Here is a 23564-nt window from a genome sequence, read left to right as displayed (position 1 = left end):
GCCCGCCCCCACCCACACCACCCGGCCGGCGCCCGCGGGCGCCGGGCCTTCCCGGACATCGTCACGCATCCACCACGCATCCGAAAGCGGCGCACCCCATGAACGACACCCGCACCCTCGGCACACCCGTGTCCCTGGCACTCACCGGCGCCCAGCGCGGGGTCTACTACGCCCACCACGTCGCCGCCGACGGCGACGACTCCGTCGATCCGGCCGCGGGGCGCTTCAACGTCGGCCAGTACATCGACCTGCCCGGCGGCGTGGACGCCGCGCGGCTGCGCGGTGCCCTGGAGCACGCGGTCGCCGAGACCGATACGCTGCGCATCCTCGTCCGAGACGGTGCGCCGGGGCGGGGCGGCGACCAGGCGGGCCGCGCGGGCGCGGGCGAGGAGCCGTACCAGGTCCTCCACCCCGCCCCGCCCTGGGACGCGCCGCTGCTGGAGGAGGCCGACCTGCGCGGCTGTGCGGACCCGCGGGCGGCCGCGCTGGCGCTGATGCGCGCCGACATGGCCGCGCCCGTGGACCCGGCCTCCGGGCCGCTGTACCGCTTCGTGCTCTACCGCACCGGCGACGACCACCACCTGTGGTTCCAGCGCTACCACCACATCGTCGCCGACGCCTACGCCATCACCACCTTCACCCGCCGCGTCGCCGAGGTCTACACCGCGCTGGCCGCCGACCGGGCACCCGAGCGCCGGTTCGGCGACCTCGCCGCTGTCGTGGGCGACGAGGAGGACTACGCCGCCTCCGACCGCCGCGCCGCGGACCGCGACTACTGGAGCGCGCTGCTGGCCGACCGCCCCGAGCCGGTACAGCTGAGCGACGCGCCGCCCGCGCCCTCCGCGGCGGTGGTCACCGCGTCCGGTGCGCTGGACGCCGCCACCGCCGAGCGCCTGGCCGAGCTGGGCAAGGCGACCGGTGCGAGCTGGGCGGAGACCGTCATCGCCGCCTACGGCTGCTACGTGCATCGCCGCACCGGCGCCCGCGACGTCGTGCTGGGGATGCCCGCGATGGGCCGCTTGGGCTCGGCCGCCCTGCGCACCCCTGCCATGGTGGTCAATGTGCTGCCGCTGCGGCTGGGGCTGAGCGCCGCCGACACCGTCGGCGACCTGCTCGCCCACACCACCGCCCGGCTGCGCGAACTGCGCGCCCACCAGCGCTACCGCGCCGAGGACGTGCGCCGCGACCTGGGCCTGGTGGGCCGCGGCGCAGCGCTGCACGGCCCCATGATCAACATCAAGGCGTTCGACTACGACCTGGACTTCGCCGGTGTGGCCGGCACCCCCCGCACACTGTCGGAGGGGCCGGTCGACGACGTGTCGCTCTCGGTCTACCGCGACACCGCGAGCGGCGGGCTGCGCTTCGAGCTGAACGGCAACGCCGCCCGCTACACCGCCGACGGCCTGGCGGAGCTGCTGGCGGAGTTCCGCCGCCTCCTCGGCGCGATCGCCGCCGGGGGCGAAGAGGCCGCGCGTAGCAGGCTGGGCACCCTCGACATCGCCGGGGACGACGCGGTGCCCGCTGCGGCCGCCGGTCCCGCCACCGAGCCGCCCGCGGCCGGGGTGACCGACCTCGTCGCTGACCAGGCCCGCCGCACACCCGACGCCGTCGCCGTCACAGCGGGAAACGCGTCGCTGAGCTACGGGGAGCTGCTGGCGCGCGCGGACGCGTTGGCCGTGCGGTTGCGTGCGGCCGGTGCGGGGCCGGAGTCGGTGGTGGCGGTGGCGCTGCCGCGGTCGGTGGAGCTGGTGGTGGCGCTGGTGGCGGTGGGGCGTGCGGGTGCGGCGTACCTGCCGTTGGACCCGGAGTTCCCGGCCGAGCGGATCGCCTACATGCTGGCCGACTCCGGTGCCGCGCTGCTGGTCACCGACACCGTGACGGGGCCCCGGATGCCGGAGGGGCCGCCCCGCATCGTCCCGTCCCGGCCCGCGGCCGACCCGGCGCCCGAACCCGCGCGCGGCCACCGGGCCGAAGCGGATGTGCCGGTCGCCGACCGCGCCGCCTACATGCTCTACACGTCGGGTTCGACGGGGCGGCCGAAGGGTGTGGTGGTTTCGCAGGGCGCGCTGGTGAACTTCCTGGCGGATATGGGCGGGCGGTTCCCGCTGGGGGCGGGGGAGCGGTTGCTGGCGGTGACCACGGTCGGCTTCGACATCTCGGCGCTGGAGTTGTATCTGCCGCTGCTGGCGGGGGCGTCGGTGGTGGTGGCCGATCGGGACGCGGTGCGCGACCCGGCGGCGCTGGCGGATCTGCTGGCCGCGTCGGGGGCCTCGATCATGCAGGCCACACCGACGTTGTGGCGTGCGCTGGTGGAGGAGCGTCCGGAGGCGGTGGCGGGTCTGCGGGTGCTGGTGGGCGGTGAGGCGCTGCCCGAGCGGTTGGCCGCGTCGCTGGCCGAGCGGGCGGTGGAGGTGGTCAACCTGTACGGCCCCACCGAAACCACCATCTGGTCCACCGCCGCCCCTGTCGCGGCGCGTCCGGAACGCCCGGCCGCCGAACCCGCCGCCATCGGCACCCCCATCGCCAACACCCGGCTCCGCGTCCTGGACTCCGCGCTGCGCCCGGTGCCCGCGGGAGCGACCGGCGAACTCTACATCGCCGGGTCGGGGCTGGCCCGCGGTTACCGGAACCGCGCCGGGCTGTCCGCCGAGCGGTTCGTCGCCGACCCGTTCGGCCCGCCCGGAACCCGCATGTACCGCACCGGCGACCTGGTGCGGTGGGGCCGCGACGGATCGCTGGAATACGTCGGCCGCTCCGACTTCCAGGTCAAGGTGCGCGGTTTCCGCATCGAGCTCGGCGAGATCGAGAGCGCCCTCGCAGACGCGGACGGCGTCGCCCACGCCGTGGCCGCCGCCCGCGAGGACACGCCCGGCGAAGCCCGCATCGTCGGCTACCTGCGCCCCGTCCCCGGCGCCGCGCCCGACCCCGCCGCGCTGCGCACGGCCTTGGCCCGGCGCCTGCCCGACTACATGGTGCCCGCCGCCGTCGTCGTGCTGGCCGAGTTCCCGCAGACCGCCAACGGCAAGATCGACCGCGCCGCCCTGCCCGCACCCGCCGTCGCCGCGACCGGCAAGACCGACACCCCGGCCGGCCCGTTCGAAGCGCGCCTGCGCGCCATTGTGGCCGAGGTGCTGGGGCTCGGCGCCGTCGGCGGCGGCGACGACTTCTTCGCTCTGGGCGGGCACTCCCTGCTCGCCACCCGAACGGTCAACCGCATCCGCGCCGAACTGGGCGTCGAGGCGCGCGTGCGCGACGTCTTCGACGCGCCCGCCCCCGCCGCGCTCGCCGCCCTGCTGCAACGCCGCTCCGCTGCACGGCCGCCGCTCACCCGCCGCGCCGACCCCCGTTCGCCCGCCCCGCTGTCCTACGCCCAGGAGCGGATGTGGTTCCTGGACCGGCTGCAGGGACCCGGCGCCGCCTACAACGTGCCGCTGGCCTTCCGGCTGCGCGGCGCTGTCGACGCCGGCGCGCTGGCGGCCGCGCTGCGCGACGTCGTGCTGCGCCACGCGATCCTGTGCACCGTCTACACCGAGGGCGACGGCACCGGCACCGCCGCGCGGCAGCGCGTGCTGCCCGCCGAGCGCCTTGGCGACCTGCTCGAAGTCCGCGACGTCGCCGTCGGCGACCTGCCCGACCGCCTCCGCGAAGTGCTGCACCGCCCCTTCGACCTCGCATCCGACGTGGCGGTGCGCGCCGCGCTGCTGCGGACCTCGCCCGAGGACGCCGTCCTCGCCCTCGCCTTCCCGCACATCGCCACCGACGAGTGGTCCGAGGAGCCCTTCACCCGCGACCTGGACACCGCCTACGCCGCCCGGCGCGCCGGGCGCGCTCCCGAGTGGCCGCCGCTGGAAGTCGACTACGGCGACTTCGCGGCCTGGCAGCGCGACTGGCTGGGTTCCGCCGACGACCCCGCGAGCCCGATGAGCCGCCAACTCGCCTTCTGGCGCGACGCCTTGGCCGGCATCCCCGCCGAGCTCGACCTGCCCGCAGACCGGCCGCGCCCCGCGGCCCACGACGGCGCGGGCGCCGCCGTGGAGTTCGCCCTCGGCTCCGCCGAGCACAGCGCGGTCCTGGCGCTGGCGGAGGAGCACGGAGTCACCGTATTCATGGCGCTGCAGAGCGCGGTGGCCGTGCTGCTGCACCGCATGGGCGCCGGAGACGACATCTGCATCGGCACACCCGCCGCCAACCGCGACGACACCGCGGTGCACGACACCATCGGCATGTTCCTGAACATGCTCGCGCTGCGCACCGACCTCTCCGGCGCGCCGAGCACCGCCGAGCTGCTGGCGCGTGTGCGCGCGGCCGACGTCGCGGCCTTCGCCAACGCCGACGCGCCCTTCGACCGCGTCGTGCAGGAGAGCGACCCGGCCCGCTCGACGGCGCGCCACCCCCTGTTCCAGGTCATGCTCACCTACCAGCGCGACCCCGACCGCTCCGCACTGCTGGGCACCGACTCCACCGTCCACCCGGTGGACATGCGCGCGGCCAAGCTGGACCTGGAGTTCACCTTCGCCGAGCGGCCCGGAACCGCGGGACTGGCGGGCACGCTGCGCTACGCCACCGCGCGCTTCGACCGGGCCACGGCCGAACGGCTGGTCGAGCGGCTCCACCTGGTGCTGGAGGCGCTGACCGCCGACACCGCGCGGCCCGTGTCCGGGATCGACGTGCGCACCGGCGACGAGCGGCGCATGCCGGCGCGCGCCAACGCCACCGAGCGCGCCGTCGACGGCCCGCCGCTGCCCGAGCGCATCGCCCGCGCGGCCGCCGACCACCCCGAGCGGACCGCCGTGGTCGCGGGCGGGGAGTCGCTGACCTATGCCGGGTTGCTGGAGCGCGCCGACGCGCTGGCCGCGCGGCTGGGTGCGGCCGGTGCGGGGCCGGAGTCGGTGGTGGCGGTGGCGCTGCCGCGGTCGGTGGAGCTGGTGGCGGCGCTGGTGGCGGTGGGGCGTGCGGGTGCGGCGTACCTGCCGTTGGACCCGGAGTTCCCGGCCGAGCGGATCGCCTACATGCTGGCCGACTCCGGTGCCGCGCTGCTGGTCACCGACACCGTGACGGGTGCCCGGCTGCCCGGCGGCGGTCCGCGGCGCGTGCTGGTGGACGATCCGGCGACGTGGCCGGACGCCATGGAGGACGCGGACGCCGCGCGTGCCGCCGGCGCTTCCGTTTCCGCGGACAACGCCGCCTACATGCTCTACACGTCGGGTTCGACGGGGCGGCCGAAGGGTGTGGTGGTTTCGCAGGGCGCGCTGGTGAACTTCCTGGCGGATATGGGCGGGCGGTTCCCGCTGGGGGCGGGGGAGCGGTTGCTGGCGGTGACCACGGTCGGCTTCGACATCTCGGCGCTGGAGTTGTATCTGCCGCTGCTGGCGGGGGCGTCGGTGGTGGTGGCCGATCGGGACGCGGTGCGCGACCCGGCGGCGCTGGCGGATCTGCTGGCCGCGTCGGGGGCCTCGATCATGCAGGCCACACCGACGTTGTGGCGTGCGCTGGTGGAGGAGCGTCCGGAGGCGGTGGCGGGTCTGCGGGTGCTGGTGGGCGGTGAGGCGCTGCCCGAGCGGTTGGCCGCGTCGCTGGCCGAGCGGGCGGTGGAGGTGGTCAACCTGTACGGCCCCACCGAAACCACCATCTGGTCCACCGCCGCCGCGGTGGCGCCCGACCGGCCGGTGACGATCGGCGCGCCCGTCGCCAACACGCGGGTGCACGTGCTCGACGCTGCGCTGCGCCCGGTGCCCACCGGGGTCCCCGGTGACCTCTACATCGCCGGAGCGGGCCTGGCGCGCGGCTACCGCGGCCGCCCGGGACTCAGCGCCGAGCGGTTCGTCGCCGACCCGTTCGGTCCGCCCGGCACCCGCATGTACCGCACCGGCGACGTCGTGCGCTGGACCCGCGCCGGAGAGCTGGACTACTTGGGCCGGTCCGACCTCCAGGTCAAGGTGCGCGGTTTCCGCATCGAGCTCGGCGAGATCGAGTCCGCGATGGCCCGCCATCCCGGCGTCGCGCAGGCCGTCGCCGCCGTGCGCACCGAGGCGGGCACCGGCACCGACATCACCGGCTACGTCGTCGCCGAGCCCGGCGCCGAAGGTCTGGACCAGGCCGCTGTGCGCGCCGCGGTCGCCGAGCACCTGCCCGACTACATGGTGCCCTCCGCGGTCGTGGAGCTGGCGGAGTTCCCGCTGACCGAGAACCGCAAGATCGACCGGTCGGCCCTGCCCGTGCCCGAGGGCGCCGCCGTAGGCGGGCGCGGCCGCGCCCCGCGCACCCGGCTGGAGGAGGCCGTCTGCGCCGCGGTCGGCGAGGTGCTCGGCGTCGCCGGAGTCGGTGCCGACGACGACTTTTTCACCCTGGGCGGCCACTCGCTGGCCGCGGCCCGCGTCGCCAACCGGCTGCGCGCCCGGCTGGGCACAGGCACCGGCATCGGGGTGCGCGAGGTGTTCGACGCGGCCACCCCCGCCCGCATCGCCGAACACGTCGCCGCCGCGGCCGAGGCGGCCGAGGGCCCGCGCCCGGAGCTCGCGGCGGTGCGCCCGCTGCCCGACCGCGTGCCGCTGTCGGCCGAGCAGCGCCGCCTGTGGCTGCTGGAGACCGCCGGCGCTCCCGGCGGCGCCTACAACGTGCCCTGGGCTCTGCGCATCGCCGGAGACCTGGACCGCGCAGCGCTGGATGAGGCGCTGGGCGACGTGCTCGGCCGCCACGCCGTGTTGCGCACCCGCTTCCCCGCCCGGCCCGGAGGCGAGCCCGAACAGCGCGTCGCCTCCGTGACCGACCTGCCCCGCCCGCTGCTGACCGTGGAGGCAATCGACGGCGACGGCGCAGCGCAGCTGGACCGCGCCGCTCGCGAGCCCTTCGACCTCACCGGCGGCCTGCCGGTGCGCTTCACGCTGTTCACCGACGGCGCAGCGGAGCACGTGCTGCTGGCCGTGTTCCATCACATCGCCGTCGACGAGTGGTCGCAGCAGCCGTTCCTGCGCGACCTGGACACCGCCTACGCCGCTCGCCGCGCGGGCACGGCACCGGACTGGGCGCCGCTGCCGGTGTCTTATGCCGACTACGCGCTGTGGCAGCGCGACCTGCTCGCCGATCCCGAGAGCGAGGGCAGCCGCGCCCACCGGCTGCGCGCGTTCTGGCGGGAGGCGCTGGCCGGGCTGCCCGAGGAGATCCCGCTGCCTGCCGACCGGCCCCGCTCGGGCGCGCCGGGCGCCGACGGCGGCCTGGTGCGCTTCACCCTGCCCGCCGACCTGAACGGCGCGCTGACCCGGCTCGCCGCGGAGACCCGCACCACCCGCTTCATGGTGCTGCGCGCGGCGGTGGCGCTGCTGCTGCACCGCATGGGCGGCGGCGCCGACATCCCGCTGGGCACGCCCGCCACCGGCCGCGGCGACGAGGCGCTGCACGAGGCCGTGGGCATGTTCCTGAACACCCTCGTGCTGCGCACCGACCTCTCCGGCCGGCCCACCTTCCGCGAATTGCTGGAGCGGGTGCGGCGCAGCGACGTCGCCGCGTTCGCGCACGCCGAACTGCCCTTCGACGACGTCGTCGCCGAGGCCGACCCGGTCCGCGCGGCCGGGCGCAACCCGCTGTTCCAGGTGATGGTCAGCCACCAGAGTCGGCCCGAAGGCACCGCGGAGCTGCTGGGGCTGCGCACGCGGCTGGAGGACCGGGTCCTCGACACCGCCAAGTTCGACCTGGAAATCGTGTTCATCGAGCGCCCCGGCGCCGCGGAACTGGACTGCGCGGTGCGCTACTCGGCCGACCGGTTCGATCGCACCACCGTCGCCGACCTCACCCGCCGCCTGGTCCGGCTTCTCGCCGCGGGCGCGGCCGAGGCCGATCGGCCCGTCGGCGATCTGCCGCTGCTGTCCCAGGGCGAACGGCACAAGCTGCTGGTCGAGTGGAACGCGACCGCCCGCCCCCTGGCCGAGCACACCCTGCCCGAGCTGCTCGCCCGAGGGGCCGAGCGGGCTGCCGCGCACGGATACCCCGCCGTCGTCGGCGCAGGCGGTAGCGACGGCGGCGAACGGCTCTCGCGTTCGGAGTTCGATGCGCGGGTGCACCGGTTGGCGCGGGAGTTGGTGTCGCGGGGTGTGGGGCCGGAGTCGGTGGTGGCGGTGGCGCTGCCGCGGTCGGTGGATCTGGTGGTGGCGCTGCATGCGGTGGTGTGTGCGGGTGCGGCGTATCTGCCGGTGGAGGCCGAGCAGCCGGGTGAGCGGGTGGGGTTCGTGCTGGCGGATGCGCGTCCGGCCGTGCTGCTGTGCCGCGGCGCCGACGCCGAACGGCTCCCCGCGGTCGCGGGCGTGGACACCCTCGTGCTCGACGACCCGGGTACCGCCGCCCGCATCGCCGAGCACCCGGAGACGGCCGTCGGTGACGCCGAGCGGACGGCGCCGTTGTGGGGTGGGAATGCGGCTTATGTGCTGTACACGTCGGGGTCGACGGGTCGGCCCAAGGGGGTGGTGGTGTCGCACCGGTCGGTCGTGAACCGGTTGGTGTGGATGCAGGGGGCTTACGGGCTGTCGGCGGACGATCGGGTGCTGCTGAAGACGCCGGTGTCCTTCGACGTGTCGGTGTGGGAGTTGTTCTGGCCGTTCGCCGCGGGTGCCGGGTTGGTGGTGGCCGAGCCGGGGGGCCACCGCGACCCCGCCTACCTCGCCGCGACCGTCGCCGCCCACCGCGTGACGGTGTGCCACTTCGTGCCCTCGATGCTGCGGGTGTTCGTGGACGCCCCCGAAGCGGGCGACTGTGTCTCGCTTCGGCAGGTGTTCGCCTCCGGAGAGGCCCTGGGTACCGAATTGGCCGAGCGGTTCACACAACTCCTGCCCGCAGCGGCGCTGGCGAACCTGTACGGGCCGACCGAGGCGGCGGTGGACGTGACGGCCTTCGACGTGGGGTCGGAGGCGTTCTCGGGCGCGGGTGTGCCGATCGGGCGTCCGGTGTGGAACACCGGTGTCTACGTGCTGGATGCCCGTCTTTCGCCGGTTCCGGTCGGGGTGGAGGGTGAGCTGTACCTGTCCGGCGTCCAACTCGCCCGTGGCTATGCCCGCCGTCCGGGGCTGTCGGCGGAGCGGTTCGTCGCCGACCCGTTCGGTCCGCCGGGTTCGCGGATGTATCGCACGGGTGACGTGGTGCGCTGGGACGCTTCGGGGCGGCTGGTGTTCGTCGGCCGTTCGGATTTCCAGGTCAAGGTGCGGGGGATGCGTGTCGAGCCGGGCGAGGTCGAGCACGCGCTCACCGCGTTCCCCGAGGTCGCGGCCGCCGTCGCCGCCGCCCGCACCGACGCGGCCGGGGACCTGCGCCTCGTCGGCTACGTCGTCCCCGCGGAACCGGGTGGCGCCGATCCCGAGCACCTGCGCGCCGCCCTGGCGGCTCGGCTGCCCGAGCACATGGTGCCCGAGGCGCTCATCGCTTTGGACGCGCTGCCGCTCACGGCCAACGGCAAGCTCGACCGCGCCGCCCTGCCCGGCCCCGAGCCGGCCGCGGCCCCCGGCACGGGGCGCGCGCCGCGCGGACCGCGCGAAGAGCTGGTCTGCGCGCTGATGGCCGACCTGCTCGGCCTGGACGCCGTCGCAGCCGACGACGCCTTCTTCGCCCTGGGCGGCAACTCCCTGGTCGGCGCCCGCCTGGTCAACGCACTGCGCTCGCGCATCGGCGCGGAGCTGACCGTGGCCGACCTGTTCGAGGCCCCCACCCCCGGGGCGCTCGCGGCCCGGCTCGACGGCTCCGGCCCCGCCCGCCCGGCGCTGCGCGGCCGAGCCGCCGCCGAATCCCCGAATGAGGACCCCCCGCTCTCGCCGGCGCAGCGCGGCCTGTGGGCGGCGGCGCAGATCCCCGGCGCCGAGGCGACCTACAACGTCGCCTGGGCGCTGCGGCTGCACGGCGCGGTGGACGTCGACGCGCTCGGCGCCGCGGTCTCCGACGTCGCCGCCCGGCACGAGATCCTGCGCACCGCCTATCCGCGCCGCGACGGCGAGCCGCGCCAGCGCATCCTCGCCACCCCGCAGGCGCTCGACCCGCTGCGGGTCGAGCGCACCGGTGCCGCGGAACTGGACGCGCGTGTCGCCGAGGCCGCGCGCCGCCCCTTCGATTTGGAGAACGAACCCGCCTACCGGCCCGTGCTGTTCGCCGCGGACTCCGGCGAACACGTGCTGCTGAACCTGTTCCATCACATCGCCGTCGACGAGTGGTCGCAGCAGCCGTTCCTGCGCGACCTGGACACCGCCTACGCCGCTCGCCGCGCGGGCACGGCACCGGACTGGGCGCCGCTGCCGGTGTCCTATGCCGACTACGCGCTGTGGCAGCGCGACCGGCTCGGCTCCGCCGACGACCCCGCAAGCACGGCCTCCCGGCGGCGCGCGTTCTGGCGCGAGGCGCTGGCCGGGCTGCCCGACGAGATCCCGCTGCCCGCCGACCGGCCGCGCCCGACGCCGCCCGGCGACACCGCCGGCACCGTCGCCGCCCCGATCCCGCCCGACCTGGCGCGCGCGCTCGCCCGGCTGGGCAGCGCGCGCGGCGCGACCCCCTTCCTGGTGCTGCAGTCGGCGGTGGCCCTGCTGCTGCACCGCATGGGCGGAGGCACCGACATCCCGCTGGGCACGCCCGCCACCGGCCGCGACGACGAGGCGCTGCACGAGGCCGTGGGCATGTTCCTGAACACCCTCGTGCTGCGCACCGATCTCTCCGGCCGTCCCGGCTTCGGCGAGGTGGTGGAGCGCGCCCGCGCCTTCGCGGTGGCGGCCTTCGCCAACGCCGACCTGCCGTTCGACCGGGTCGTGGACGCGCTCAACCCGGTCCGCGCGGCCGGGCGCAATCCGCTGTTCCAGGTGATGGTCAGCCACCAGATCCGGCCGGAGCTGGGCGGCGGGCTGCTCGGCGCCGACGCGGCCGTCGACGAGGGACTGGCCGGCACCGCGGCCCGCTTCGATTTGGAGTTCGAGTTCGTCGAGCGTCCCGGCGAGGAGGGCATGGAGGTCGCGATCCGCTACGCGGCCGAGCGGTTCGACCACCGGACCGCGCGCGGGCTCGCCGACCGGCTGCTGCGCCTGCTCGCAGCGGCGGTGGCCGACCCCGAGCGCCCGATCTGCGACCTGCCGCTACTGGCCGCGGACGAGCGGCACAAGCTGCTGGCCGAGTGGAACGCGACGTCGCGGCCCGTCGCCGATCAGACGCTGCCGCAGCTCGTGGCGCAGGGGGCCGAGGCCGGGGGAGACCGCTGCGCGCTGCTGTCCGGCCGAACCGTGCTGTCGCGTTCGGAGTTCGATGCGCGGGTGCACCGGTTGGCGCGGGAGTTGGTGTCGCGGGGTGTGGGGCCGGAGTCGGTGGTGGCGGTGGCGCTGCCGCGGTCGGTAGATCTGGTGGTGGCGCTGCATGCGGTGGTGTGTGCGGGTGCGGCGTATCTGCCGGTGGAGGCCGAGCAGCCGGGTGAGCGGGTGGGGTTCGTGCTGGCGGATGCGCGTCCGGCCGTGCTGCTGTGCCGCGGCGCCGACGCCGGCGACCTGCCGCGGGAGCCGGCCGTGCCCCGGCTGGTGCTGGACGAGCCCGCCACGGCGCGGCGGATCGCCGACCGCGATCCCGCCCCGCTGTCCGACGACGAGCGGACGGCGCCGTTGCGGGGTGGGAATGCGGCTTATGTGCTGTACACGTCGGGGTCGACGGGTCGGCCCAAGGGGGTGGTGGTGTCGCACCGGTCGGTCGTGAACCGGTTGGTGTGGATGCAGGGGGCTTACGGGCTTTCGGTGGAGGACCGGGTGCTGCTGAAGACGCCGGTGTCCTTCGACGTGTCGGTGTGGGAGTTGTTCTGGCCGTTCGCCGCGGGTGCCGGGTTGGTGGTGGCCGAGCCGGGGGGCCACCGCGACCCCGCCTACCTCGCCGCGACCGTCGCCGCCCACCGCGTGACGGTGTGCCACTTCGTGCCCTCGATGCTGCGGGTGTTCGTGGACGCCCCCGAAGCGGGCGACTGTGTCTCGCTTCGGCAGGTGTTCGCCTCCGGAGAGGCCCTGGGTACCGAATTGGCCGAGCGGTTCACACAACTCCTGCCCGCAGCGGCGCTGGCGAACCTGTACGGGCCGACCGAGGCGGCGGTGGACGTGACGGCCTTCGACGTGGGGTCGGAGGCGTTCTCGGGCGCGGGTGTGCCGATCGGGCGTCCGGTGTGGAACACCGGTGTCTACGTGCTGGATGCCCGTCTTTCGCCGGTTCCGGTCGGGGTGGAGGGTGAGCTGTACCTGTCCGGCGTCCAACTCGCCCGTGGCTATGCCCGCCGTCCGGGGCTGTCGGCGGAGCGGTTCGTCGCCGACCCGTTCGGTCCGCCGGGTTCGCGGATGTATCGCACGGGTGACGTGGTGCGCTGGGACGCTTCGGGGCGGCTGGTGTTCGTCGGCCGTTCGGATTTCCAGGTCAAGGTGCGGGGGATGCGTGTCGAGCCGGGCGAGGTCGAGCACGCGCTCACCGCGTTCCCCGAGGTCGCGGCCGCCGTCGCCGCCGCCCGCGAGACCGCAGCCGGCGCGGTGCGCCTCGTCGGATACGTGACGGCCGCACCCGGAGCGGCCACCCCGGACCCCGCGGTGCTGCTGCGGGGTCTCGCCGCCCGGCTGCCCGAGCACATGGTGCCCGCCGCGGTCACCGTCCTGGACGCGTTCCCGCTCACGGCCAACGGCAAGCTCGACCGCGCCGCCCTGCCCGAGCCCGACCTCGAACAGCGGGCCGGCTCCGGCCGCCGGGCACGCGGAGCCGTCGAGGAGCTGCTCTGCGCGCTGTTCGCCGACCTGCTCGGCCTGGACGCGGTCGGCGCCGACGACGGCTTCTTCGCGCTCGGCGGGGACAGCATCCTCGCCATCCAGCTCGTCGGCCGGGCCCGCGGGCGCGGACTCGAACTCAGCCCGGCCGACGTCTTCACCGAGCAGACGCCCGAGCGCCTCGCCCTGGCCGCCGGCGCGATCACCGCTACCGGCTCACCGAACGAGGGCGCCGAGGCCGACGACGGCACCGGGGAGGTGCCGCCCACACCCGTCATGCACTGGCTGGGCGAACGCGGCGGCCCCGCGGACCGGTTCAGCCAGGCGACGGTGCTGCACACTCCGGTAGGCGCCGACCAGGCCGCGCTGGCCGCGGTCCTGCAGGCCGTGCTGGACGGCCACGCCATGCTGCGGTCCCGGCTGGAGGCAGGCGAGAGCCTGCGCCTGCACGCGGCCGAGCCCGGCGCGGTCTCGGCGGCCGACGTGCTGCGGCGGCGCGACGCCTCGGGGCTGAGCGAGGACGAGCTGGCCCGCGCCGCCGCCGAGGAGGCCCGCACCGCCCAGGACCGCCTCGCACCGCAGAAGGGCGCGATGCTGCGGGCCGCCTGGCTCGACCGCGGCCCCGACCGCCCCGGGCGGTTGGTGCTGGTGATCCACCACCTCGCTGTTGACGCCGTCTCCTGGCACATCGTGCGCACCGACCTCGCCGCGGCCTGGCGCGGCGTATCCGGCGGCGGCGCGCCCGCGCTACCGGCTCCGCACACCTCCTACGCCCGGTGGTCGCGCCTGTTGCGTACCGAGGCCCGCTCCGAGCGCCGCCGCGCCGAACTGCCCGCCTGGCGGGAGATCGCCGGCGCGGCCGGCGGCGCCGCGGCCGAGCAGGTACCGCCCCGGTCACCGCTCGACCCCGAGCGCGACACCGCCTCCACGCTGCGCCGGATCACCGTCTCGCTGCCGGCCGCCGACACCGAGGCGCTGCTGACCCGCGTGCCGGAGGTCTTCCACACCGGAATCGAGGACGTGCTGCTCAGCGCACTCGCCCTCGCGGCGGCCGAGTGGCGCGCCGACACCCCCGAGAACCGCGCGCTGTGCGCGGAGGCCGGCTCTGTGCTGCGCATCGCCCTGGAGGGCCACGGCCGCGAGCAGCACCTGTTCCCCGGCGCGGACGTCTCGGGCACGGTCGGCTGGTTCACCGCTGTGCACCCTGCCCGGCTGGACGTCGCCGGCATCGACCCCGCTGCGGCCCGCGCGGGCGGCAGTGCCGCCGGCGACGCGCTCAAGCGGGTCAAGGAGCAGCTGCGCGCCCACCCCGGCGACGGCGGTATCGGCTACGGCCTGCTGCGCCACCTCGACCCGGACGCCGGGCCGGTGCTGGCCGCGGTCCCCGAACCCCCGCTGCTGTTCAACTACCTGGGCCGCGTCGCGGTCTCCGCCGAGGAGGCGGCCTGGGCCGTCGCGCCCGAGACGGCCGGGCTGCCCCCCGGCATCGACCCGGAGATGCCCGTCGGCTACCCGCTGCAGGTCGACACCGTCGCCCGCGACGGCGCCGGCGGGCCGGTGCTGTCGGCCACCTGGTCCTGGCCCAAGCGGCTGCTGAGCGAGCAGGCCGCGCGCGGCCTCGCCGAGTCGTGGTTCGCCCAGCTCAGCGGTCTGGTTGCGCACACCGGATCGGCCGCGGCGGGCGGCCACACGCCCTCGGACCTGTCCCTTGCCGACCTCGGCCAGGACGAGATCGACGAATTCGAAGCAGAGTGGAGGCTCTCGTGAGCAACGCATCCGGCCTGGAGGACATCCTGCCGCTGACGCCGCTCCAGGAAGGGCTGCTGTTCCAGAGCGGGCTGGACACCGAGGGCACCGACGTCTACAACGTCCAGATCGCCCTGGAGCTGGACGGCCCCCTGGAACCCGGCCGGCTGCGCGCGGCAGCCGACGCGCTGCTGCGCCGCCACCCCAACATCCGGGCGGCCTTCCGGCGCCGCAAGGACGGTCGTCCGGCGGCGCTCGTCGGCACGGAGGTGCCCGCCGACTTCGCCGAGACCGACATCTCCGGCCTCGACCCGGCGGCCCAGGACGCCGAGGTGGCGTGCATCCGCGACGCACAGCGCCGCGCCCGCTTCGACCCCGCCCGCCCGCCGCTGATCCGCTTCGCCCTGGCCCGCCGGGCGCCGGGCAGCCACGTGCTGGTGCTCACCCACCACCACATCCTGCTGGACGGCTGGTCGCTGCCGCTGCTGGTGCGCGACCTGTTCGGCCTCTACGCCGGCGACGGCGCCCCGCTGCCGCGGGCCGCCCCCTTCCGCGACTACCTCGCCTGGCTGTCCCGCCAGGACGCCGGCGCCGCCCTCACCGCCTGGCGCGAAGCCCTCACCGGGATCGAAGGCCCCACCCGCATCGCCGAGGCGTTCGACGGCGGAGCCGCCGGCGCCGCCGAGCGCGGCGCCGCAGAATCCGCCGAACCGCGCGGTCTGAGCCGCGAACTGACCGCCGAGTCGACCGCCGCCGTGCGCGAGCTGGCCCGCGCCCGGGGCGTGACACTCAACACCGTCATGCAGGCGGCCTGGGGCATCGTGCTGGGCCACCTGCTCGACACCGGCGACGTCCTCTTCGGCACGGCCGTCTCGGGACGCCCGCACGAGCTGCCCGGCGCGCAGGAGATGGTCGGGCTGTTCATCAACACCGTCCCGGTACGGGTGCGGACGCGTCCGGGCGAAAGCGCCGCCGCCCTCCTCGCCCGCCTCCGCGACGACCAGGCGGCCCTGCTCGACCACGGACACGTGGGGCTGGCCGAGATCCAGCGCGCGGCGGGCGTGCCGGAGCTGTTCGACACGCTGATGGTCGTGGAGAACTACCCCGTGGACGGCACCGACCCGGCCGCCGCCGTGCCCGGCCTGAGCGCCCGCGTCCTGGGCTCCACCGACGCCACCCACTACCCCCTCTCGCTGGCCGTCGTGCCCCCGCCGCCCGACGCGCGGCGGCCGCGGTTGCGTCTGACGCTGGGCTACCGCCCCGACGCCGTCGACGAGGCCCGCGCCGAACTGGTCGCCGCATCGCTGACCACCGTGCTGGACGCGATGGCGCAGTCCCCGCACACCCCCCTCGCGCGCCTCCCGGTCGTGCCGGACCACCTGATCCCCGCCCCGACCGCAGCCCTCGCCGCGCGCCGCACACCCGGTGCCGAGGCGGTGGCCCCTGTCCCCGGGGACGCCGCGGCGGCGGATTCCAGCGCTGCGGCCGCTCGCCCCACCGCTGGCGACGGCGCCCAAGCGGGTGCGGCGCCGCAGCGCTCGGCCGCCGGTTCCGGCGACGCGGGCGCAGGCCCGGTCCACGGCCGCCCCGGCGCCGACGCCGGGGCACACGCAGCGCCGGAGGACTCCGGCGGCCTCCGCTCAGCCGGGCGGGGCGTGCCCGCGGGCGGCCCGGACTCCGGTGCATCCGAGCCGGCCGCGCGGGACGGTGGCTCCCGTCTCGGCGCAGCGCACGCCGAAGCGGCAGCCGAGGCGGACGCGCTGCGCGCGGCCACCTTCTGCGAACTGCTGCGGCGCCGGGTCGCCGAAGCGCCCGACTCGGTGATGGTGGAGGACGAGCATGCCGTCCTCACCGCGGCCGAGTCCGACGACCGGGCGAACCGGATCGCACGGGTGCTGCTCGCCCGCGGGGCCGGGCCCGAACGGGTGGTCGCGCTGGCGCTGCCCCGGTCGGCCGAGCTGGTCGTCGCGATGCTGGCGGTGCTCAAGACCGGCGGCGCCTATCTCGCGCTCGATCCCGACTATCCCGACGACCGGCTCGGCCACATGCTCGCCGACGCCCGGCCCGCCTGCGCCGTGGCCTCTGCCGAGCTGAGCGGGCGTGTCGGCGCCCTCACCGACGCCCCCCGCATCGTCCTCGACGCCCCCGGCACCGCCGCCGAGATCGCGGCAGCCGAGCCCGGCGAGGTCACCGACGCCGACCGCGGCGCCCCCCTGACGCCCGCCGGCGCCGCCTATCTCATCTACACCTCCGGCTCCACCGGAGTGCCCAAGGGCGTCGTCGTCAGCCACGCGGGCGTGGCCAAGCTCGTCTCGACCGCGGTGCACCGCCTCGGCGCGGATACGCACAGCCGCATCGCACAGCTCGGCTCGCCCAGCTTCGACGTCGCCTTCTGGGAGTTCGCCATGGGCGTCCTCTCCGGGGGGCGGCTCGTCGTCGTGCCGCCCGAACGCCGCGTTCCCGGCCCGCCGCTCACCGACTACCTGCGTGAACGCGGCGTCACCCACGCCGGGCTGCCGCCCGCCCTGCTGTCGGCGCTGCCGGCCGACGCCGAGCTGCCGCCGGGCATGACCGTGCTCGCCGGAACCGAGGCCGTCCCCGGCGCACTCGTGCGCCGCTTCGCCGCCGACGGGCGCGCCATGTTCAACTGCTACGGCCCCACCGAGGCCACCGTCAACGCCACGCTGGCCGAGTGCCGGGCCGACACGGCCGGCGACCGGGTGCCCATCGGGCGGCCCGACCCCGGGGTGCGCGCCTACGTGCTCGACTCCATGCTGCGGCCCGTCCCGGCGGGCACGGCCGGCGAGCTGTACCTGGGCGGGGCGGGGCCGGCGCGCGGCTACCGGGGTCAGCACGGCCTGACCGCCGCCCGGTTCGTCGCCGACCCCTTCGCCGGGGGCGGCGCGCGCATGTACCGCACCGGCGACCAGGTGCTGTGGAACGCCCGCGCAGAGCTGGAGTTCCTCGGCCGCACCGACGACCAGGTGAAGATCCGCGGCATGCGCATCGAGCTCGGCGAGGTTGAGGCGGCGCTGGCCGCCCACCCCGGTGTCGCCGCGGCCGCCGCGGTCGTGCACCGCGACGGTGCCGGTACGCCCGCCCTGTCCGCCTACGCCACCCCGCTGCCCGGGTGCACGCTCCTTGTGCGCGAGCTGCGCGACCACCTCGCCGCGCGGCTGCCGAGCGCCATGGTGCCCGCGGCGGTGACCGTGCTGGAGGCGATGCCCACCCTGCCCAACGGCAAGACCGACCGCACCGCGCTGCCCGCCCCCGACCCGGCCGCGGCCCTCGGCCGCCCGCCCCGCAACCAGGTCGAGGAGCTGCTGTGCGGGCTCTACCGCGAAATCCTGGAGGTCCCCGAGGCCGGCATCGACGACGACTTCTTCGCCCTGGGCGGCCACTCGCTGCTGGCCACCCGGCTGGTCACCCGCATCCGCGCGGTGCTGGGCCGCGACGTCGAGCTGCGCACGGTCTTCGACGCACCCACGGTCGCGGCGCTGGCCGAGCGGCTGCGCCCGTCGGGCGGCCGGGCGCCGCTGCGCCCCGCCGAGCGGCCCGAGCGCCTTCCGCTGTCCTACGCCCAGCAGCGCATGTGGTTCCTCTACCGGCTCGACGGTCCCCGCCCGACCTACAACATCACCTTCTGCGCCCGGTTGCGCGGTCCGCTGGACCGGGCGGCACTGGAGGCGGCGCTGGCCGACGTCACCGCCCGCCACGAAACCCTGCGCACCGTCTTTCCCGACGACGACGGCACCCCTTACCAGCGCATCCTGCCACCGGATGAGGCACGGCCCGAGACGGGGCCGACCGACACCGACGAGGAGAGCCTGCCCGCCCTGCTGGCCGAGGCCGCCGCGTACGGATTCCGCCTCGACAGCGAGCCGCCGCTGAGCGCCCGCCTGTTCCGCACCGCCGAGGACGAGCACGTGCTGCTCGTCCTGGTGCACCACATCGCCGGCGACGGCTGGTCCGCCCGCCCGCTGCTGCGCGACATCGGCACCGCCTACACCGCGCGGCACAGCGGAGAGGAGCCCTCCTGGTCGCCGCTGCCCGTCCAGTACGCCGACTACGGGCTGCACCAGCGCGCCGTGCTGGGCACCGAGGAAGACCCCGGCAGCGCCGTGCAGGTGCAGGCCCGCTACTGGCGCGAGGCGCTGCGCGGCCTGCCCGAGGAGCTGCCGCTGCCCACCGACCGGCCGCGCCCGGCCGCCGCCGGCGGACGCGGCGCATCAGCGGAGATCGCGCTGCCGGCCGAGCTGAGCACGCGGCTGCGCGCGCTCGCCCGCAGCCACGACACCAGCGTGTTCATGGTGCTGCAGGCGGCGCTCGCCGCGCTGCTGACCCGGTTGGGCGCGGGAACCGACATCCCCATCGGCTCCCCGGTGGCCGGGCGCGACGACGCCGCACTGGACGACCTCGTCGGGTTCTTCGTCAACACGCTCGTACTGCGCACCGATACCTCCGGCGACCCGTCCTTCGCCGAGCTGCTGGCGCGCGTGCGCGAGGCGAACCTGGCCGCCTACGAGAACTCCGACATCCCCTTCGAGCGCCTGGTGGAGGTGGTCAACCCGGCGCGGTCGCTGAGCCGCCACCCTCTCTTCCAGGTGATGCTGGCCTATCAGAGCGGGCAGGCGCCGCGGCTTTCCATGGCCGGGCTGGAGGCGAGCCGCGAGCCGGTCGACGCCCCCACCGGCAAGTTCGACCTGGCCTTCGAGTTCCGCGACCCGGGAGAGGCCCCGACCGGTGGCGCAACCGCCGAAAGCACGAACGCCGACGGGCGCATGCGCTGCGTGGTCGACTACAGCACCGACCTGTTCGACGCCGCGACCGCAGGCAACATCGCCCTGCGGCTGGAACGGCTGCTGGGCGCCGCGGCGGCGGACCCGGCCGCACCCATCGGCCGCCTCGACCTGCTCACCCCCGAGGAGTCGGAGCGCCTGGCCCGCCAGGCCGAGGGTCCGCGCACGCCGGTCGCCTCCCCGGCGACGCTGCCCGCGCTGTTCGAGGCCGCGGCGGCCGAGGGCGCCGACCACCCGGCGCTGGTCTGCGAAGCCGAGCACCACACCTTCGCCGAACTGAACGAGCGGGCCAACCGCCTGGCGCGGGAACTGATCGCGCGCGGCGCCGGACCGGAGGGCATCGTCGCGCTGCTGCTGCCGCGCTCGGCCCAGCCCCTGGTCGCGCTGCTGGCGGTGGTCAAGTCCGGCGCCGCCTACCTGCCGATCGACCCGGGCTATCCCGACGAGCGAATCGCCGGGATGCTCCAGGACGCGGCGCCGCTGCTCACCGTCACCACCCCCGGGCTCGCCGAGCGCGCGGCCGCGCTGGGCGCGCCGTCGGCGCTGGTGCTGACCGCGCAGACCGCCGCGGGACGGTCGTCGGGCGACATCGCCGACACCGAGCGAACAGTGGCGCTGCACCCCGACCACCCCGCCTACGTCATCTACACCTCCGGCTCCACCGGGCGGCCCAAGGGCGTGGTGGTCACCCACCGCAGCCTCGCCAACCTCTTCCACAGCCACCGCGAGACCCTGCACCGCCCCACCCGGCTGCGTGCCGGACGCGACCGGCTGCGGGTCGGCCACGCCTGGTCGTTCTCCTTCGACGCCGCCTGGCAGCCGCAACTGTGGCTGCTCGACGGGCACGCCGTGCACGTCGTCACCGAGGAGGCGATGCACGACCCGGCGCTGCTCGTGGACCGCATCCGCGCAGAGCGGATCGACTTCATCGAGGTGACCCCCTCCCACCTGCTGCAGCTCATGCGGGCCGGCCTGGCCGAGCCCGGCACGCACACTCCGCCGACTCTGGGCGTCGGTGGCGAGCCGGTGCCCGCGTCGCTGTGGAAGCGGCTGCGCGAGCTGGAAGGGCAGGGCACCGTCACCGTCAACCTCTACGGGCCCACCGAGACCACCGTGGACGCCCTGGCGGCCCGGGTGGGCGGCAGCGAGCGCCCGATCGTGGGGCACCCCACCGCCAACACGAGCGCCTACGTGCTCGACGAGCGGCTGCGCCCGGTGCCCGCGGGCGTGGTCGGCGAGCTGTACCTGGGCGGTGCCGGGGTGGCGCGCGGCTACCTGCACCGCCTCGGCCTGACCGCCGACCGGTTCGTCGCCGACCCCTTCGGCGCCCCCGGCGCGCGCATGTACCGCACCGGCGACCTGGTCCGGCGCATGCCCGACGGCGCGATCGACTACGTCGGCCGCGCCGACGATCAGGTGAAGGTGCGCGGGTTCCGGGTCGAGCCGGGCGAGGTCGCCGCGGCGCTGGGCACCCACCCCGGGGTCGACCAGGTCGCCGTCGACACCTGGGAGGCGGGGCCGGGGGACCGGCGGCTGGTCGCCTATATCGTCCGGAAAGCGCAGCCGGGGGAGGTCTCCGCAGGCGGGTCGGGGGCGTCGGGCCCGCAGGGGACCGGCGTGGCCGGCGCCGCCGAGCTGCGGGCCCACCTCGCCGGGCGGCTGCCCGACTACATGGTGCCGGCCGCTTTCCTGCCGCTGGACTCCCTGCCGCTGACCGCCCACGGCAAGCTCGACCGCGGCGCGCTGCCCGTCCCCGACCCCGCCGAGTTCGCGCCGGCGCCCGGACGCGAACCGCGCGACGCGGCCGAGGCCGTGCTGTGCGAGGTGTTCGCCGAGGTGCTGGGCGGGCCCCGGGTCGGCGCCGACGACGACTTCTTCGACCTGGGCGGGCACTCGATGCTGCTCGTGCGGCTGCGTTCCCGGATCGAAGCGGAGACGGGGGCGTCCACGGCCGTCTCCGACCTGTTCGCCAACTCCTCGCCGGCCGCGCTCGCCGCGCACCTGGCCGCGCGAGGCGCCCGGCCGGGCGACGCCGCTGCGGAGGGCCCGTCCGGTACCGCGGCCGCGAAGACCGCTCCGGCCGCCGACGGCGAGCCGCGCATCGCCGCACTGCGCGCCTTCGGCGAGGCGCCGCCGTTGTTCTGCGTGCACCCGGCCGGAGGGTTCAGCTGGCCCTTCGTGGGACTGCGCCGCCACCTCGGTGCGGGTGTGCCGATCCTGGGGGTCGAGGCGCCCCCGCCCGGCACCGGTCGCCCCGGCACGGTCGCCGAGCTGGCCCGCAGCTACGTCGACCGCATTCGCCGCATCCAGCCCCACGGGCCCTACCGGCTGGCCGGGTGGTCCTTCGGCGGCACTCTCGCCCAGGTGATGGCCGCGGAGCTGGCCGAGGCGGGGGAGGAGGTCGAGCTGCTCGCCCTGCTCGACGCCTACCCGGCGCCCCGGCGCGCCGAGCGCGCAGCCGCGGGCGGGGAGTCCCCGCGGCGACGGCGCAGGCACGACGGGGATCCCGCCGCGGGATCGGAGGAGGGCGGACTCGCCGCCGCAGTCGGCGCCGAGCACGGCGACGAAGACCTGATCGCCGCCAACCGGCGCTGGGCGGCGCGGCTCCTCTCCGAGGCCGCCGGCGAGGAGCCGCGCCGCCATCCCGGCGACGCGCTGTGCTTTACGGCCAAGGACGCGCCGCCCGGGGCCGCGGAGGCATGGGAACCCCACATCGCAGGCCGTATCGAGCGGCACGAGGTCCCCGCTGTCCACGACGAGTTGCTGGGCGCCGATGGGCTCGCGGTGATCGGCCCCGTACTCGCCGCCCGGCTTGCCGCGGGGCCGAGCGCCGAGGGTGCCCGCGACGCGGCAGCCCAGCCGCCGGCGCAGCGTTGAAAACCCGATTCCCGCGCGGACGACGGCCACCCCGCCTGTCCCGCACCGAAACCGACCCTCTAAGGTAAGCCTCACCTTTCATTGAGTCTGGAGTATCCATGAACCGATTCCGCGCCTTGCTCCCCCGATGGGGGATCGGTTTGATCGCCGCCTTCGCGCTCGCCCTGAGCGCGTGTACCAGCGGCGCCGCCGACGGCGGCCGGCAGGCCGACGCGTCCTCCGCTCCCACGCGCGAGTTCACCAGCGACCACGCCGAACAGCCCGTGGAGATCCCCGAGGACCCCCAGCGCATCGTCGCCATCGGCTGGGCCGTCACCGCGCTGATCTCGGTGGACGAGGCCGACCTCGTCGGCGTCTCCAGCGGAACCCAGGACACCGGCATGACCCCCGAGGAGCTGGAGAAGGCCCAGGGGCTGCCGCAGGTCGGCCGCGATCTGGAGATCGACGTCGAGAAGGTCGCCCAGCTGGAGCCCGACCTGATCGTCTCCGGCCTCGCCGCCGCCATGGAGTTCGACTACTCCGAGCTGGAGCAGGTCGCCCCCGTCGCGGTGGCCGCGATGAACCAGCCCTCGGAGTGGAAGGACATGAACGAGCGCATCGCCGACGCCGCCGGAGTCTCCGACGCCCACGCCCGGCTGATCGAGGAGTACGACAACCGCGCCGCGGAGCTCAACGAGGAGTACTCCGACGTCCTCGCCGACACGATGTTCGTCTCCATCGACGCCTACGGCGACGGCAACTGGACCCTGGAGCACCAGGGCTCCCACGGCACGACCGTGCCCGCCGACGCGGGTATGCGGTTCACCCCGGAGTCGGCCGACGGAGCCTTCAGCGAGTCGCTGCCGCTGGAGCAGCTCGACCGGCTCAACGAGTACGACGCGGTCCTCACCCGCGCCGACGCCGAGGGCAACCCCACCCGGCCCATCCAGGACGTCATGGACCAGGGCCCGTGGAGCGAGCTGGAGCCGGTGCAGAACGACCGGGTCTACTCGGTTCCGCAACTGGGCGCGATGAGCTACACCACCGGCCTGCAGCTCTTCGACCAGCTGGAGGAGCGCGTCCTGCAGGACCTCTGAGACGGTTGATGCGGTTTTACGCGCCGTCGGACAGCGGTGTATCCGGGCCCCCTCCGAACCGCCGCGGACCTGCCACCAGAAGGGCCGCGGCAACGGGTCGCAGCTCTCCCGGCGAGCGAGGCAGCTTGCCGCCGAGCGCACCGTGCGCCTTCCAACCGGGCTCGGCCACCGGTGGCCGAGCCCGGCGTCGCGCCCGCTACGAGTTCGAGAAACCCCATCAACGATCCGAACAGGGGCGGGGCGCCCGGTCGTCGCTCGTGCGCCCCGCTGGGACGGCCGACTTCCCCGCACCGGTAGGCGGCCCCAGCGGTTGGGTGCTGGCACAGCTGCTGCCGGGG

At 75.7% G+C, this 23564-nt stretch carries 3 protein-coding genes; all 3 read left to right on the top strand.

Annotated features, from left to right (window positions below):
* Positions 1-98: 98 nt before the first annotated feature.
* Positions 99-14495, top strand: coding sequence for a non-ribosomal peptide synthetase (locus EKD16_RS13995; RefSeq protein ID WP_131098791.1), 14397 nt, complete (start codon positions 99-101; stop codon positions 14493-14495).
* A complete protein-coding gene (locus EKD16_RS13985; protein WP_242676968.1) occupies positions 14492-22150 on the top strand; it encodes a non-ribosomal peptide synthetase in 7659 nt (2552 codons plus the stop codon). Before EKD16_RS13995 ends, EKD16_RS13985 begins: the two co-directional genes overlap by 4 nt.
* Before the next feature lie 98 nt (positions 22151-22248).
* The gene (locus EKD16_RS13980; RefSeq protein WP_131098790.1) at positions 22249-23226 is read left to right on the top strand and encodes an ABC transporter substrate-binding protein; all 978 of its coding nucleotides are present in this window, start codon (positions 22249-22251) and stop codon (positions 23224-23226) included.
* Positions 23227-23564: the final 338 nt, after the last annotated feature.

The sequence above is a fragment of the Streptomonospora litoralis genome (genome assembly GCF_004323735.1).
GTDB classification, from domain to species: Bacteria; Actinomycetota; Actinomycetes; order Streptosporangiales; family Streptosporangiaceae; genus Streptomonospora; species Streptomonospora litoralis.
Note: the sequence above shows the minus strand (reverse complement) of the source record. Positions and strands in the feature narration are given on the sequence as shown.